We start from the raw sequence: 16,851 nt of genomic DNA, 5'->3' as shown, positions 1-16,851 counted from the left end.
CGCCTTACCCGGCCTACAAAAGCCCGAACGTAGGCCGGGTAATCGTTAGCGCCACCCGGCAAAAAAGCAGCTACTCCGCCTCCTCCTCCATCGGCCTTACGCCGACTTTGCGCACCGCGTTATCTTCTTTCTCCGCTACCGTCCAGATCATCCCGGCAAACTCCACCTGGTCACCGACGACCGGCGCAGCCCCTAATAATTGCTGAATAATTTCACCCAGTGTTTGCTGGTTATCGCGATTCTCCAGTCCACCTTCCAGGCCATAAATCAGCGCCACATCCGCAAAGCGGGCGCTGGCTTCAAGGATAAAATCGCCGAAGAAACGCTGATCCAGCGCCACCGGGGGCGACTGGCTGAACAGCTTGCCGAGGGCAGGCAGGTCGCGCTCGCGGCCAATCACGCAGAGGATATCGTTCTCACGCAGCCGCGTGCTGCCGGTCGGGTGAAGCAGGGCGTTATCCCGGAACAGGGCGGCAATGCGCGTTTCAGCGGGCATATGCAGATCGCGCAGGGACGCGCCCACGCACCACTTATCGGCGCTTAGCTGGTAGACAAACTGTTCCCAGGGATTCTCAGGGTGAATATCCAGCCCCACGCGGGAGACCGGCCAGCCAATGGGCGGTACCACCACTTTGGCTTTTTTCGCCGCCCAGCCCAGCGACGTCCCCTGGAACAGCAGCGACACCAGCACCACGAAGAAGGCGACGTTGAAGAACAGGCGGGCGTTGTCCAGCCCGGCCATCATCGGGAACACTGCCAGAATAATCGGCACCGCGCCGCGCAGCCCCACCCAACTGATAAATATCCGCTCACGCAGGTTAAACCCGCGGAACGGCAGCAGCCCGGCAAACACCGACAGCGGACGGGCGATGAAGATCATCCAGGCCGACAAAAGCAGCGCTGGTACGGCGATAGGCAGCAGGTCCGACGGCGTCACCAGCAGGCCCAGCACCAGGAACATGGCAATCTGCGCCAGCCAGGCCAGACCGTCGAAGTTCTGCAAAATGGCGTGACGGTTGCGAATCGGTCGGTTGCCCAACAGGAAACCGCAAAGGTAAACCGCCAGAATACCGCTGCCGTCCAGCGCGGTGGTGACGGCAAAGATCAGGATCCCGCCGCTCAGGGCCAGCAGCGGGTAAAGGCCGGAAGGCAGCGTAATACGGTTGATCGTTTGCTGTAACAGGTAACCGCCGCCGAGACCAATGACAATCCCGAGGCCAAACTGCTGAAGGATGTGCCAGGCGAACATCCAGCTCAGGCCGGTTTCGTGCTGCTGGATCATCTCTATCAGGGTAATGGTCAGGAACACCGCCATCGGATCGTTACTGCCGGATTCAATCTCAAGCGTGGAGCCAACGCGTTCGTTCAGCCCCTTGCCGCCGAGCAGCGAGAAAACCGCTGCCGCATCGGTAGAGCCGACAATCGCGCCAATCAGCAGGCCTTCCATTATATCGAGATTAAACAGCCAGGCCGCCATCATGCCGGTCAGGCCGGAGGTGATCAGCACGCCGACGGTCGCCAGAGACAGCGCCGGGCCTAAGGCAACGCGAAACGAACTTGCCTGGGTGCGCATGCCGCCGTCCAGCAGAATCACCGCCAGCGCGAGGTTACTCACCATATAGGCGAAAGGGTAATTATCGAAGGGGATACCGCCGATACCGTCGATCCCGGCAAGCATGCCGATAGCCAGGAAAATGACAAGAATAGGTATGCCAAGACGCGATGAAAATGAACTTAATAAAATGCTAAAGGTTACCAGGATGGAACCCAGAATGAAAAGACTGATTATCGCTGTGGCACCCAATGTCGTCTTACTCCCACCTCAATGTGAACGCTGTTATTAAAACCCTAACATAATAACAACGTTAACTGCGTTTTATTGAGGGGGAATAACGGCTTTTTTATGCCTTTAAGACCGGATGACCGCTGATTGTTAACCGACTGCCTGAATTATCGAGTACAAGGTGCGCCTGGGCACCCAGCGGCAGGGTAACGGTTTGCTGCTCATGGCCGAAATCCAGACCGGCGATCACCGGGATATCCAGCCGGGAACGAATGAAATCAATCATCGTCTCCAGGGAATAGCCCGCATCGTAATCGTTGGGGGCTGAACCACTAAAACTGCCCAGCACAATGGCCGACTGCCGATCCAGAATCCCGGCGTGATACAGCTGCAACAGCATACGTTCGACGCGGAACGGGTGTTCGTTGATATCTTCCAGCACCAGTATGCCGTCCGTGATCTGCGGCAGCCACGGCGTTCCAATCAGCGACACCAGCATCGCGAGGTTGCCGCCCCACAGCTGTCCTTCACATTCCCAGTGCGGTCCATTGCCTTGCCACTCGACGGTGAACGTCGGGTTTTGCAGGGCGCGCCAGAAATGGTCCTGCGTAAACGCATCCAGTTCCGGCGCACCAAAGTTGCCGGCCAGCATCGGGCCGCTAAAGGTAATGACGTTATGCAACGCCAGCAGGCCGAGCTGGATCGCCGTGAAATCGCTGTGTCCGCAGATTAACAGCGGATCCTGCAGCTGGCGCGCGGCCAGCCCGGCCCAGTCGATGCTCTCCAGCAGCCGGCTTGCGCCATAGCCGCCGCGCACGGCCAGCACAATAGTGTTTTCACCTTCCAGCGTCGGCAGGCTGTTGATATCGCTCAGTCTCTGCGCCTCCGTACCGGCAAAACGCTGCATGCGGCGGGGGATAATTGTCTGATTTTCTACCTGATGGCCCATTTCCAGCAGGCGCTGAACGCCCCGCTGTGCCGCCTCCTGGTTGATGCAGTAGCCTGACGGTGCGATGAGATGAAACTGAGGCATGGCAATTCCTTGCTGAATGAGAATCTAATTGTCTATATCATGCCGCTTATACGCCGCCTGCTTCAAGGGGCGACGTACCGCGATGACCGGCTATAAGGATAGATGACGTGAAATTGAGATGGTTTGCTTTTTTGATTGTGCTGCTCGCTGGCTGTAGTTCAAAACATGATTATCAAAATCCCCCCTGGAACCCTGAAGTGCCGGTAAAGCGGGCCATGCAGTGGATGCCGATCAGCGAACAAGCCGGGAAGGCCTGGGGCGTGAGCCCGCGTCTGATCACGGCGATCATTGCCGTGGAGTCCGGCGGCAACCCGACGCTGGTGAGTAAATCGAATGCGGTGGGGCTGATGCAGTTAAAAGCCTCGACGGCGGGAAGAGAGGTCTATCGCTACATGGGCTGGAAGGGACAGCCATCCACCAGCGAGCTGAAAAACCCGGAACGTAATATCTCTATGGGAACCGCTTACCTGAGCATTCTGGAGCATGGCATTCTGAAGGGGATTGACGATCCGGAAGTGATGCAATATGCGCTGGTGGTGTCGTACGTTAACGGAGCCGGCGCGCTGCTGCGAACCTTCTCATCCGATCGCAAAGAGGCGATAGAAGAGATTAACGATATGGATAAAGATGAATTCTTCGAGCACGTTGTGAAGAATCATCCGTCAGCACAAGCTCCACGTTATATCTGGAAAGTACAGAAAGCGATGGACGCCATGTAACGCCTTTGTCGGGCGGCTGCACGCTGCCCGACGCCTTTCAGCGCACTTTATTCGCGCGTTCCCGCGCTTCACGCTCCAGTGAGAAGATGATGCGCTGTAGTTCGCGTTCGGCGCCTGGACCGACATTCAGAAAGCGAAAGCTCAGTCTCGGCGTGGTAATGGTTTCGTTTTTGCTGTCCACCACCTTACGCTCGCTGATGGCAATCAGCTGGGCGTCAAACCAGAAGCGTCCCCATCCGCCCATATCCAGCTCAATCTGACTAAAACGCATGCCTTCCACCAGTCCTTCCGGCTTCGGCGTATCCATTAACGCGCCCATCCCGCCCAGTGACAGGTCGAAGAGACGAAAGCGGAACTCTTTTTTGTCCGGCATTTTTGCCTTACAGAAATAGGCCGGGTGAAGCGGGGCGCTGATGCGAAAAAACTCGCGGCGTTGCACGAACCAGAGGTTAGCGGGCAGGGGAGCGATAAACGCAGGCAAACCCTGGTACGCGATCGTGGTCAGGCGGGGCAGTATAAACTCGACTTTAGCCCCCTGCGTTTCGGCCATCACCGAGAGGTTTTCTGCCTGTAGCGCGGCACGGTTTTCTTCGCTCTGGCTACCCAGATCCACGATCAGGTGTTCTGCCGTCACGTCCAGGATCTTGCTGATAAACTGGCTGGTTGACCAGTTGATGCGCAGCGGCACCTCGCCCTTTTTCAGGTCGCGTAACACCCCTAATACAGCCAGCGGATTTTGTTTCAGGAACTGCTCACTGTAGCTACTCACGCCAGATGGCTCCTCGATAGATGACAGACTGTCTCTGGGTTATCGGCACGCTGGCATGAAACTTAATACAAACGATCTGTTTTTCTCCGCCGATATTGATTTGCTAATGGAAATGATAATAATTGGCGTTCCCAACACCATCTAATAACAAGACGACACTATGAGCACCTCACGTTTTGCGTTATGCGCGTTGGCAGGCGCCGTCACGCTGGCATTGCAAACACAGGCTTTTGCAGAAGAACCCACAATCGTGGTGACCGGTACAGAGCAGGGCAGCGCGCTCCCTGCCTGGACCAACAGCGCCACGAAATCAGCCGTCGCGGAAAGTAAAACGCCGCAGGTGATCAACACCATTGCCGCTAAAGAGATTGAGCAGCGGCACGCCAGTTCGGTAAACGAGATCCTGCGCTATGCGCCGGGCGTTTCCACGGAGGTGCGCGGGAGCACCTCTTACATGAGCGAGTACAAAATCCGCGGGTTTAACGTCGAGCAGGAGTTCTACAACGGCCTGCAACTTCCCTATAACGTCACCGGGAACACTAAAGCGCGAATCGATCCGCTGCTGATTGAGAGCGTCGATATTCTGAAGGGGCCGTCATCCGTGCTGTATGGCGGCGGCTCCCCGGGCGGGCTGGTCAATATTCAGAGTAAAAAGCCGCAGAAAGAGGCGAAAACAGAACTGGGCTTTAACACCGGAAACCGCAATCTGAAAGAGGGGTACCTGGATTCCACGGGGCAGATTGCGACCAGCGACTGGAACTATCGCCTGCTGGGTAAAGCGACAGAGAGTGACGAACAGGCGCACACCACGCGCTATGAAAACTATCTGGTGGCCCCCTCCGTGACCTGGCAGCCGGACGACAAAACGCGCCTGACCATTGACGCGCTGGCGCAAAATACGCCGAGCCTGACGCCGTCTGATCCGATGCCGCTTAGCTATCTGCGGTCTAAATACGCCGATCGTCGTGACTATGCCGGGGATGAGTGGAGCGGCTTTAAGCAGCGTCAGTGGATGCTGGGCTACAGCTTTGAACATGAGTTTGACAGTGGCTGGGGCTTTAGCCAGAAAGCGCGCTACTTTGACGTGGACACCCACCAGCGCAGCGCCTATTCCACCGGGACGGGCAGCGAGTTCTACCAGCTTAACCGCTTCGCCTATACCACGGATGAAGATTTACAGAGCTTCAACATTGATAACCAGATCACCCGAACCGTCGCGCTGGGGGACTGGAAACATCATCTGCTGGCGGGCTTTGACTACCAGAAGCTGAACTCTCACTTCCATTATCGTTACGCCTCGTCCACACCGGGTATCGATATGCGTAATCCGGATCACTCGCAGATCGATAACGATGCGCTGGGGCTTGAAACCGCGCAGAAAAACCGTCTCAGCTATCAGCAGAATGGCTATTACCTCCAGGATCAGATTGCGTTTGGCGGGCTGAACGTGCTGGCCAGCCTGCGCTATGACGACTACCGTTCTGTCACCACCAACTATCTGCAAAACGGTGACAAAGCCTGGGTATCGCAGGATCGCCTCACCAAGCGACTGGGCGCGCTTTATGCCTTCGACAATGGTCTCTCGCCGTTTATCAGCTATTCGGAAGGGTTCGCCCCGGTATCGCCGCAGGGCACGCTGACCGCGAAAGACGTTAAGCCCACCACCAGCAAGCAGGTGGAGGGTGGGGTGAAATACCTGCTGGCGGAATACGCAACCACCTTCACCGCCTCGGTGTTTAACATTCGTCAGAAAAATGTGGTGACCAGCGATCCGGGCTTCCTCAACTATCGCCAGACCGGGGAAGTGGAATCGAAAGGCGCGGAGCTTTCCGCTATGAGTCGTCCAACGGATAACCTGACGCTGATTGCCAACTATGCCTACACCCACGCCATCAATACCGAAGATGACAAGTATCAGGGCAAACGACCGACGCAGGTCCCTGAGAACGCCTTTAATCTGTGGGGGGATTACACCTTAGACAGCACGCCGCTGAGAGGGTTAACGCTGGGGGCAGGGGCACGCTACACCGGGCCGATGGAGATCTCGCCAGCCAACGACGCAGGCAAGCTGGGCGGTACGACGCAATACGATCTGGCGGCGTCTTACCGCATGGGCGAGCTGGCGCCATCGCTGGAGGGGCTGACGTTGAAAGCGAGCGCGCAGAACGTCACCAACAAAGAGACGCTCACCTGTTATGACGCGACCAACTGCTGGATAGGCCGTGACCGCACGTTCCAGGTCGGGGCGAGTTACAGCTTCTGAAAAAAGCCCGGTGGCGCTTCGCTACCGGGCCAATCTATTGCACGGAACCATCCCCTCGCCCCACCGGGGAGAGGGTCAGGGTGAGGGGCGCTACTGCGCCGCCTGTTTCGCAGGTGCAACATCATCGTTTGCCGCAGGCTGATTCTCCGGTACGCTGTCGCACGGCTTCTCTTTCGGACAGACCATGTCCAGCATCCTGAGCGTCACGCCGTTACTCCAGCCGAAACCGTCCTGCAACGGATACTCACCGCCGCCACCGCCGGTACCGGTCGAAGAGACATCGTACTTCTCAACCAGTTTCTTCTCGCGATCGTAGGTATGCTGAACGTTTTTCAGGAAACGCCAGGTTACGTCCATCGCCACTTTCTGCTGACCATAGTTCTGCAACCCTTCCACCGCTACCCACTGCAACGGCGCCCAGCCGTTCGGCGCATCCCACTGCTGCCCGCTGTTGATGGTGGTGGTAGAAATACCGCCCGGTTTCAGCAGGCGTGACGACGCGGCTGCGGCCACTTTATCGGCGCGATCCTGTGATGCGGCCTTCACGTACAGCGGGAAGAGGGCTGCGGCCGTCAGCTGATTACGCACCTTCCCGGTTTTCAGATCGTAATCCGCATACCAGCCCTCTTTATCGTTCCACAGGTGGCTCTCCATGGCTTTCTGACGTGCGGAGGCCAGCGCGTCATATTTACTTGCACTGGCGTTATCGCCGTCTTCCTGACTGGCGCGGGCCAGCAGTTTTTCCATCTTAAACATCAGCGCATTCAGATCCACCGGCACGATGCTGGTGGTGCGGATGGTACCCAGCTTCTGTGGATCGTCCATCCAGCGGGAGCTGAAATCCCAGCCCGAGGCTGCGGCAGAGCGCAGATCGCGGTAAATTTCGGTGGCCGGACGGTTAGGGTTATTTTTGGCGGTGGTCACGTCATCCAGCCACGACTCAGGGCGCGGCGTGTCCCGATCGTCCCAGTAGCGGTTGAGGATCGAGCCGTCATCCAGCTTCACCACGCGTTTGTTCGCCTGACCAGGCTGGAGCCCATCAGCCCCCTCCATCCAGTAAGCGTACTCTTTCTCCATCTGCGGACGGTATTTCTTCAACGCGTTGCTGTCATGCGTGGCCAGCAATTCCACCATCAGCGAGAAGAACGGCGGCTGAGAGCGGCTCAGGTAGTAGCTGCGGTTACCGTTAGGGATATGGCCCCAGGTATCAAGCTCGTAAGCGAAGTTGTCCACCATGTCGCCGATCTTATCCCAGTGGCCGCTCTCGGCCAGGCCCAGCATGGTGAAATAGCTGTCCCAGTAATAGACTTCGCGGAAGCGTCCACCCGGCACGACATAGGGCTTTGGCAGGGGCAGGAGGGAGTCCCATTTGTTCGCTTTGTCAGTGGTGCGGGTCAGTACAGGCCACAGATCGTCTATGTGTTCGCGCAGGCTCTGGCCCTCAGGGGGAACGTATTTCTCACCTTCCTTCGGCAGGATAAAGTTCATCTCCACGAAGTGGCGCAGGTCAAAACCGGACTGGGTATGCTGCATCCGGTAATCCGCCAGGATGGTTAGCGGGTCGCTTTTGGGAACGGCATCCGCGAAGGTTTTCTGATCCGGGAACAGTTTGGCGCTCTGTACTTCATTAAAGAGGGGGCCAAGGAGAATATCAGGTGAGCTTTGCTGGCTCGTTGGCTGGTCTTCAGCATAACCAAATGCGGTAACACCGAGTAGGGCGCCTGCCAACGTAAGGTGTAACAAGCCAGGGCGTAGCATTCGAGTTTTTATCATCGGTTCATCTCCATTCGTCGCTGGGCAGCGTCACCGCTGTCGTCAATCACCTGAAAACCTTAGACGAATATTGCCCGCTTCGCGTGTTAGATATCCCATTTTGCGCATTACCAGACAATTTACCGCCGCGCCCGGACGTGAGAAGCGCGCCGAAAACTATTTACTCGGGGAATGTTTTTTGGGGAATGATTTTAATTAAATATCCTGTCAGGGCACACTATGAATATTGACCAGGCTTATGGGTTGCAACCTTTTTTAATTCTGTGAACGGGGTTGTGTTTCTTTATTACATTCCGCGAATAACTTTCCGTGAAGGTCACACAAAGTAAAAAACATAACCGACATAACAAAAAACATAATAGCCTGCCGAAAAACATTTAGACGAAATAGAGTGGCCCATCACTTTGGGTATTCACTTTTATTTCAGGATGGATTCTATGCAATTAAAAAAAATGGTTGTCCTCGTGGGGGCACTCTGTTCTGGCTCTCTTTTTGCGGCACAAAGCGCGACGAGCGTAGATGAAAAACTGGCGCAACTGGAGGCGCAAATCGAGGCGTTGAAACAACAGCAGGCGGCCAGTCAGCAGGCTGCTCCCGTGGTCGTCCAGTCAGAAGAGCCCGTCAATAAAGACGCACCACCGAAGCTGACGCTTTCGGGCTTTGGAGATATAAAATTTTATGGCGATGTGGAATTTAATATGGATGCTGCCAGCAAAACCGGCAGTCTGACTTCTGTTAAGCAAAGTGCTAATAGCGACTGGGCGCCGGGAGATAAAGAACGGTGGGATATTAATGGTCGTATTTTGCTGGGGTTTGATGGTTATCGAAAAATGGATAACGGCCATTTTTCCGGATTTTCTGTACAACCACTGGGCGATTTGGCAGGGCAAATGTACCTTGATGATGCGGTATTTTTCTTTGGCGCAGAAAACGACTGGGAAATTAAAGTTGGACGTTTTGAAGCCTACGATATGTTCCCGCTCAACCAGGATACCTTTGTTGAATACTCAGGCAATACAGCGGACGATCTTTATAGCGACGGCTATGGTTACATTTATATGCTGAAAGAGGGGCGTGGCCGTACCGACAGCGGCGGTAACTTCCTGATGAGTAAAACGCTGGATAACTGGTATTTCGAGCTGAATACGCTGTTCAAAGACGGCAGCGATCTGTACGTCGACCAGCGCTACCATGGCGCGGAACTGGAAAATGATAAGAACGTCGCCTATGTCCGGCCAGTTATTTCGTGGCAGGACGGCCCGTTCTCAACGGCCGTCGCCATGGAAACCAAGCTGGTCAACAATGCTTATGGCTATCGGGATGACGCGGGTCGTTGGGTCGATCAGTCTGACCGCACCGGTTACGGATTCACCATGACCTGGGATGGTCTGAAAGCCGATCCTGAGGATGGCATAGTCGTGAATCTCAACACAGCGTATCTTGACGCCGCAGACGAAACGGACTTCACCTCCGGCGTCAATGCCCTGTGGCGTAACGCTGAGCTGGGCTATATTTATGCGCATAACGAAATCGACGAATTTAACACTTCAACCTTTGACGCAGAGTGTGAGAATGATTGCTGGATCACCGATCCGGGTGAGTATGATATTCACACTGTCCATGCGTCATACCTTATTCCCAACGTAATGAAGATGAAGAACTTTAACATTTACCTGGGTGCCTACGCTTCGTGGGTGAACGCGTCGCCGAAAAAGGGAAGCGATAAGAACGACGATCGTTATGGCGGTCGTGTGCGGTTTAAATATTATTTCTGAAGAGTGTCATGATGCCCCCCTGTTAGCAGGCAGAGGGGCCATTTTGCAGGCCGGGTATGCGCAAGCGTCACCCGGCAATGCGATCGGCTACAACCCTTTCTTATCCATCAGCACCGCCAGATCCACCAGACGGTTGGAGAAGCCCCATTCGTTGTCATACCACGACAGGATCTTCACCATATTCCCGCCAATAACCAGCGTTGAAAGCCCGTCGATGATGGATGAGCGCGGGTCGCCCTGATAATCACTGGAGACCAGCGGTTCATCGCTGTAGCCCAGGATGCCTTTCAACGGCCCGCTGGTGGCAGCCTGACGGAACGCGTCATTCACCTCTTCGGCGGTTACGTTGCGGCTCAGCGTCACCGTCAGATCGACAATCGACACCACCGGAACCGGCACGCGCAGAGAATACCCGGTGAGTTTACCGTCCAGCTCGGGGATCACTTTCCCGAGCGCTTTTGCCGCGCCGCTGGAGTAAGGCACAATGGATAATGCTGCCGCGCGCGCGCCGCGCAGATCTTTTTCCGGCTGATCATGCAGCGCCTGGCTGTTGGTGTAGGCATGCGTGGTGTTCATCAGCCCGTGCTCAATGCCAAACTGCTGGTGCAGCACCTGCGCCGCTGGCGCCAGACCATTAGTGGTGCAACTCCCGTTACTGATCACAAAATGCTGGGCCGGATCGTACAGCGTGTGGTTCACACCCATTACCACCGTCAGATCATCATTTTTAGCCGGGGCGGAAATAATGACGCGTTTTGCGCCGCCGCTCGTGATATGCACCGCCGCTTTTTCACGTTCGGTGAAGAAGCCTGTGGCTTCGATTACCACCTCAACGCCAGCGTCTTTCCACGGAATGTTTGCCGGGTCGCGTTCGCTGAATACGGTGATGCGTTGCCCGTCAACCTGTAGCGCGCCGTCCGCCGCTTCCACAGGCACCGGCAGCGTGCCGAGCAGAGAGTCATATTTCAGCAGATGGGCGAGGGTTTTACTGTCCGTCAGATCGTTAATGGCCACAATCTGGAGATCTGGGTTGCCCAGCGCCGCGCGCAGGACATTACGTCCGATACGGCCGAAACCGTTAATACCGACCTTAACCATGATGCACTCCTTATCTGTGTTGTCTGGAGTTACTGTAGGCGTCAGGTCAGATGGCGTAAATGACAAAAAAGGATCATATTACGCCATTCTGCGGCAGTGGAAGCGCTGGCGGTATTCGCCCGGCGTGAGATGAAGCTGCTTTTCAAAAACGCGGCGCAGGTTGATGCTGGTACCAAACCCGCTTTTTTCGGCAATGACCTCAAGCGGATCCTGGGTCTGCTCCAGAAGCTGTCGGGCGGCGGCCAGGCGCGCTTCGGTGACATAACGGGCCGGAGGCACGCCCACGTCATGCGTGAACACGCGGGTGAAGTTGCGCGGGCTCATGGCGACCCGTTCGGCCAGCCTTTCGACGCACAAATCTGCGGTGAGGTTTTGCAGGATCCAGCTTTGCAGTTCGCTGACGGGTCCGGTCGCGCCAGACTGCTCCAGATTATAGCGGCTGAACTGTAGCTGGCCGCCAGGCCGACGCAGGTACATCACCATATCCTGCGCCACATTGCGGGCGAGGGTGAAGCCGTAATCATCCTCCACCAGCGCCAGCGTCAGGTCAAACCCGGAGCTGACGCCGCCGGACGTCCAGACGGGGCCATCCTGAACATAAAGCGGGCCACCCTCAACGTTGACCGCAGGATAGCGGGTTTTCAGGGTTTCCAGAAGCCGCCAGTGGGTCGTTGCCCGGCGCCCATCGAGCAATCCGGCCTGTGCCAGCAGCAAGGCCCCGCCGCAGACAGAGGCGACGCGTCGCGCATGCGGCGCGGCCAGGTGCAGCCAGTCCACCACGGCGGTGCTCTCCAGCTCATTCATGCCGCGGCCGGTAATGATGATCGTGTCCAGCGGCTCGCGCGGATCCAGCTCCGGCAGGCGATAGTCCGCCAGCAGGTTCAAGCCGGACTGGCCGTGGATCACCAGATGAGGCTGGGTGGTGGCGATAATGATGCGGTAGCGGGGCTGCGCAAAGCCGTCCGGGTGCAGCCGGTTGGCCTGCATCAGAATGTCGGCGATACCGGCGGCCTCAAACAACATGCCACCATCGGGAACGATAATCAGGATCTTCTTCATGTCCTGAAAAGTACCTTTATCACAAAATAAGTCAAGAGGAGAGCGTTGACTGTATGATCCACGGTTCTGTTCAAACGCCCGATGCTGGCCACGGCACGTCTTTTGTACCCCAACTACACTGTCTTTGCCGCTCGTGCTGCGAGCTATGGCCAGGAAAAGCAAAGAACGCATAACAAATTTTCATCATGTTAGTAATAAGTCGTCGCAATGAAGAAAAGCAAGCGATAGTGTAGTGACGATAAAATACAAAATAGAATTCGCCAGGCGAAAGCAGCGTTTTTATCCGCCATTCGGGAGGGTGTGGTTATATTTTAAGCAATGCTCTGGTGAATGAAATTGTAGTGAGGCTTAATTATTCATACGACCCGGAAGAGAAAAAATTACCGTCAGAAAGAGGGAGCATAAAGTTAATTTGTGGCGTGAAATTAATTTCTCGATCCTTACTATGTTTTCTTAATTCGCTGGGATGGCGTCCCTGAGTTTTGTAGAGATGCTATCAATACATTAAATAATTCATGTGAAATATATTCATGCGCAACTGAAAAATTCTCCATTCTACTAATTATGGTAGTGGCGAAAATAGCGATGTTACGTTAGTGATAATGGTTCTCTTTTGTATATTTTTGTTTTTAAATCATGGTGTTGCATGACTTGTGTATTTTTCAGATTAATCTCAGGGTGGGGCGGTTGCTTCATTAAACAGTAGTAGAGAGAAAGGAAATATTGAAAAGGTGACCAGCTCATGTAAACTTGCTTACCGTTTGTCAAAATATGTCAGGATTACGCTGGGCCTTATTCTCAAGGCTCGTGCGGTAGCTATGCCCAAATAATAGTAACGCCCCGGAAAAACCTGACTATTTTAACAATAGCACCTAAGTCAAATTTTATCCCCTCTCTTCATCCTCTAAATATCGCTACGGAAAAGCATATGAAACTGCGCGTATTGTTATCACTTCTGTTTGTTATGGCGGTGGCGGGCTGTAAGGCGCCGCAGAAACCAGCGATCACCGATGATACGATTGTGACCAGCCAGGTGAATGGCATCACGCTGACGCACCGTCACGCTGTTACCCCTCCGGCGGAGTTCACTCAGGTGAATGAACCGTACCGTGCCATGTACCCGGCATCCCTGATGAGCCGTCCTGACTACGGCGGAAAAGTGATCCGTACGCTTGAGACCGGCAAAACTTACGTTGTGCTGGGGCAGGTTGAACATTTCTGGATGGCGCTGGCCGATGAAGGGAGTGAACAGCTGATTGGTTATGTGCCGATGCGTGCCGTGATCAAGGCTGACCAGTACGAAGCCACCGTGCGTAAACAGGCACTGCGCCCGAAAGCGCGTAAGAAAACCACCTGTGTTGATGTCGATGGCAACAGCAAAGCCTGCAAAGACAGCGCGAACGGTACCTGGATCCTGAACTAAACGGGTTTCACGAGCATATTTTTATGAATAATAAAAATTTTCATCGGATGTGGTTCCCTTTTTTTGCGTTGATTCTTGCGCTGATCGGTGGTTGTTCGTCGTCTTCACACAGCGACCCCTCCCGCTACAATCTTCAGTTTCAGGCTCATCCTCAAATCAATGATTCTGCGCCGCTTAAGGTCAGAGTGTTGCTGCTGAAATCCGATGCGGATTTCATGTCCAGTGACTTCTACTCCTTACAGAACAACGCGTCAGCCACGCTTGGCGCGAATCTGCTGAACAGCGATGTGTTCTTCCTGATGCCGGGCCAGCTTTCGAAAACCCTGAGCGGACAAAGCTCACCGGAAGCGCGCTATATCGGCGTGATGGCGGAATACCAGGCGCTGGACGGCAAAAAATGGCGCGTCTCACTTCCTTTGCCTGTTCCCGGCGAAAACGCGATTTACCAGTTCTGGAAATGGTCCGCAGATGAACTCCAGGCCAGCGTCTTTCTTGACGTAAATGGTATCCGGGTCATCAGCCAGTAACGCCCTTCATAACAGGAAAGAGATCATCATGACGAAAGCAGAAAAGGTCGTCTGGACCGAGGGCATGTTCCTGCGTCCCCACCATTTTCAGCGGACAGAAAGCTACCTCCTCAACCACGTTCGTGAGTGGGGGGCCTTGCAGCGATCGTATCTCTGGGGCTTTCTCGACCTTGAGCTGGATGAAGCGATGCTACGCCAGGGGTGTATTGCCCTGAGCTACTGTAGCGGTTTGCTGCCTGACGGCACCTTTTTCCAGGTTCGCAGCGACCGCAACGGTCCGGCTCCGCTAAAAATCCCCGATAATCTCACCAATGAAAAGGTGGTGCTTGCGCTGCCGGTTCGTCGCGGTGGCCGTGAAGAGGTGATTTTCAGCGAGGAGCAGTCTTCTCTGGCGCGTTTTATTACCTTTGAACAAGAGGTGGAAGACGACAACGCCATGTCGGTCGGGGAGGCGACGGTCCAGTTTGGCCGCCTGCGTCTGACCCTGATGCTGGAGAAAGATCTGACGGCAGAATGGACTGCCATCGGCGTGGCGTACGTTACCGAAAAGCGCAACGACAACCACGTGCGGCTGGATAACAGCTACATTCCGCCAATGCTGAACGCCAATAACAGCCCGCAGCTGTACGGTATGATCAATGACCTGCACGGCTTGCTGGTGCAGCGTAGCCAGCAGATCGGCGGTCGACTGCGCCAGCCGGGGCGTTTCAATACGTCCGAGATGGTTGAGTTCACGCTTCTCTCGCTGATCAACCGCCACCTTGGCGACGTCTCACATTTAAAAACGCTGCCGTTGCTTCACCCTGAAGCGCTCTGGCGCAGCTGGCTGCCGTTTGCCACGGAGCTCGCCACCTGGACGCCGCAGCGTACCGCAGAGAGCATACTGCCGGTATACGACCATGACGATCTCGCCGTTTGCTTCAGCAAACTGATGCTGATGCTGCGTCAGGGGCTGTCGCTGGTCATGGAAGATCATGCCATCCAGCTGCCGCTGCACGAACGCTCCCACGGGCTGAACATCGCCACCGTGCCGGAGACCAGCATGGTCCGCGAATTTGGCTTCGTGCTGGCGGTAAAAGCCAATGTCCCCGGCGAACACCTGCAAACCCATTTCCCTGCCCAGATGAAGGTTGCGCCAGTGTCGAAAATTCGCGATCTGGTTCAGCTCCAGCTGCCGGGCATCATGCTTCGGGCAATGCCCGTCGCGCCGCCGCAGATCCCGTGGCATGCAGGCTACAGCTATTTCGAGCTCGAGAGGGGCAGCGAACTGTGGCACGAGATGGACAAGTCCGGGGCATTCGCGCTGCATCTCGCAGGGGAATTCCCGGGTCTCGATATGGAGTTCTGGGCCATCCGTAGCCCGACAGAATAATAAAGCGAGCGCTTAATATGCAGGAACGACAGGATACCGGCAGTGATGCCGTGTTTACCGGAGCCAGTGGGAACAATCAGCTGGTGGCGGCCGCCAATCCGCTGCTCAATGCGATTCCGCAAATCCGTCATTCGGTTTCCCACGACGATCAGGTCGGGCTGCGCCAGCGCCTGATTGACGAAATTCGCCGTTTCGAAGTGCGATGCCAGCAGGCGGGCTTACCGTATGAAGTGATTGTCGGCGCGCGCTACTGCCTCTGCACGGCGCTGGACGAAGCCGCCGCGCTGACCCCGTGGGGAAGCAGCGGCGTCTGGTCAAGCAATGGTCTGCTGGTGACGTTTCATAACGAAACCTGGGGCGGTGAGAAGTTTTTCCAGCTGCTGGCGCGTCTGTCGCAGAATCCGCGCGAACACATTCTGCTGCTGGAGATGATCAACTACTGTCTGCTGCTCGGCTTTGAAGGCCGCTACCGCGTGCTGGACAATGGCCGGACCCAGCTTGAAACCATCAAACAGCGCCTGTGGCAGATGATCCGTGGCGTGCGCGGCAGCTATCCGCCGCCGCTCTCGCCGCACCCGGAAGATCGCCCCGTTCTGCGCAAGCTCTGGCGGCCGATGATCCCACTCTGGGCGTGCGTGGCGCTGGTCGGTTTTATCGCCTGCCTGTTCTATATCGTGCTGAACTGGCGTCTGGGTGATAACACCAGCCCGGTGCTGGCGAAAATTTACCAGTCCCAACTGCCGGAAACCACGATCCAGCAGCCTGCGCGTCAGCTGCCGGCGGTGCTGAACCTGCGCGGCTTCCTGAAACCAGAAATTGATGCCGGTCTGGTGGCCGTTAAGGATGAGGCGGATCGCAGCGTGGTGATCCTGAAAGGGGACGGACTCTTTGCCTCGGCCTCAACGGTGGTGCGCGATCGCTATGAGCCGGTCATCGACCGCATCGCCCAGGCGATGAATAACGTCAGCGGCAAAATTCTGGTGGTGGGGTACAGCGACAACGTGCCGATCCGCAGCGCACGCTTCGCCTCCAACTATGAACTCTCGCTTGAGCGCGCCCGTTCGGTGCAAAAACAGCTCCAGGGTAGCCTCTCACAGCCTGAGCGTGTCAAAGCCGAAGGGCGGGGTGAGATCAACCCGGTAGCGCCTAACACCACGCCTGAAAATCGCGCCCGTAACCGCCGCGTAGAGATTACGCTGCTGGTATCGCCTGACAATACCCAGGCCGAGCTGAACGGATTGCCGCAAGGAAACTAAG

13 protein-coding genes are annotated in these 16,851 nt (G+C 55.7%); 7 read left to right on the top strand and 6 right to left on the bottom strand.

Features of this window, described 5'->3' with window-relative positions:
- Positions 1-70 precede the first annotated feature (70 nt).
- Together RS584_RS12170 and ldcA are read right to left on the bottom strand one after the other, a co-directional pair.
- On the bottom strand, positions 71-1,804 hold the full coding sequence (locus RS584_RS12170) for a potassium/proton antiporter (RefSeq protein ID WP_315747960.1): 1,734 nt from the start codon (positions 1,802-1,804) through the stop codon (positions 71-73).
- 97 nt (positions 1,805-1,901) lie between these two features.
- On the bottom strand, positions 1,902-2,816 hold the full coding sequence (gene ldcA, locus RS584_RS12165) for a muramoyltetrapeptide carboxypeptidase (protein WP_315747959.1): 915 nt from the start codon (positions 2,814-2,816) through the stop codon (positions 1,902-1,904).
- 107 nt (positions 2,817-2,923) lie between these two features.
- Here ldcA and emtA point away from each other — a divergent pair, with 107 nt between their 5' ends.
- Positions 2,924-3,535, top strand: coding sequence for a membrane-bound lytic murein transglycosylase EmtA (gene emtA / locus RS584_RS12160; RefSeq protein ID WP_017384310.1), 612 nt, complete (start codon positions 2,924-2,926; stop codon positions 3,533-3,535).
- Between the two features lie 37 nt (positions 3,536-3,572).
- Here emtA and RS584_RS12155 read toward each other — a convergent pair whose 3' ends face one another.
- Entirely contained in the window at positions 3,573-4,304 is a 732-nt protein-coding gene (locus tag RS584_RS12155; RefSeq protein WP_165747043.1) for a flagellar brake protein, read from the bottom strand.
- Positions 4,305-4,464: 160 nt separating this feature from the next.
- On the opposite strand from RS584_RS12155, the gene RS584_RS12150 reads away from it, so the two are divergent.
- On the top strand, positions 4,465-6,567 hold the full coding sequence (locus RS584_RS12150; protein ID WP_193042405.1) for a TonB-dependent siderophore receptor: 2,103 nt from the start codon (positions 4,465-4,467) through the stop codon (positions 6,565-6,567).
- 90 nt (positions 6,568-6,657) lie between these two features.
- Here RS584_RS12150 and RS584_RS12145 read toward each other — a convergent pair whose 3' ends face one another.
- Complete coding sequence (locus RS584_RS12145) at positions 6,658-8,340, bottom strand: alpha,alpha-trehalase (protein WP_150326175.1); 1,683 nt, start codon at positions 8,338-8,340, stop codon at positions 6,658-6,660.
- Positions 8,341-8,777: 437 nt separating this feature from the next.
- On the opposite strand from RS584_RS12145, the gene RS584_RS12140 reads away from it, so the two are divergent.
- Positions 8,778-10,115 (top strand): carbohydrate porin, encoded by a 1,338-nt coding sequence (locus tag RS584_RS12140; RefSeq protein WP_315747958.1) that lies wholly within the window; start codon positions 8,778-8,780, stop codon positions 10,113-10,115.
- A gap of 87 nt (positions 10,116-10,202) precedes the next feature.
- Here the strand turns inward: RS584_RS12140 and gap are convergent, their stop codons facing one another.
- Entirely contained in the window at positions 10,203-11,213 is a 1,011-nt protein-coding gene (gene gap, locus RS584_RS12135; RefSeq protein ID WP_033486825.1) for a type I glyceraldehyde-3-phosphate dehydrogenase, read from the bottom strand.
- Positions 11,214-11,291: 78 nt separating this feature from the next.
- The gene (locus tag RS584_RS12130; protein ID WP_315747957.1) at positions 11,292-12,272 is read right to left on the bottom strand and encodes a GlxA family transcriptional regulator; all 981 of its coding nucleotides are present in this window, start codon (positions 12,270-12,272) and stop codon (positions 11,292-11,294) included.
- A gap of 928 nt (positions 12,273-13,200) precedes the next feature.
- Here RS584_RS12130 and RS584_RS12125 point away from each other — a divergent pair.
- Genes RS584_RS12125 through RS584_RS12110 form a run of 4 tightly spaced genes read left to right on the top strand, consistent with a single transcriptional unit; the run spans position 13,201 to position 16,850 of the window.
- Positions 13,201-13,695: a hypothetical protein gene (locus RS584_RS12125; protein WP_006810964.1), complete on the top strand. Its 495-nt coding sequence runs from the start codon at positions 13,201-13,203 to the stop codon at positions 13,693-13,695.
- A 23-nt stretch (positions 13,696-13,718) separates the two neighbouring features.
- Positions 13,719-14,222 (top strand): type VI secretion system lipoprotein TssJ, encoded by a 504-nt coding sequence (gene tssJ / locus RS584_RS12120; protein WP_032103578.1) that lies wholly within the window; start codon positions 13,719-13,721, stop codon positions 14,220-14,222.
- 28 nt (positions 14,223-14,250) lie between these two features.
- Positions 14,251-15,594: a type VI secretion system baseplate subunit TssK gene (gene tssK / locus RS584_RS12115; RefSeq protein ID WP_015570328.1), complete on the top strand. Its 1,344-nt coding sequence runs from the start codon at positions 14,251-14,253 to the stop codon at positions 15,592-15,594.
- Positions 15,595-15,611: 17 nt separating this feature from the next.
- Positions 15,612-16,850, top strand: a complete 1,239-nt coding sequence (locus RS584_RS12110) for a DotU family type VI secretion system protein (RefSeq protein WP_003859963.1) — start codon at positions 15,612-15,614, stop codon at positions 16,848-16,850.
- The last annotated feature ends 1 nt before the right edge of the window (position 16,851 follow it).

This window comes from Enterobacter sp. DTU_2021_1002640_1_SI_PRY_ASU_LCPMC_013, from assembly GCF_032389435.1.
Classification (GTDB): domain Bacteria; phylum Pseudomonadota; class Gammaproteobacteria; order Enterobacterales; family Enterobacteriaceae; genus Enterobacter; species Enterobacter hormaechei_C.
The sequence above is the reverse complement of the archived record's forward strand: the minus strand, read 5'-3'. Positions and strand labels throughout refer to the sequence as shown.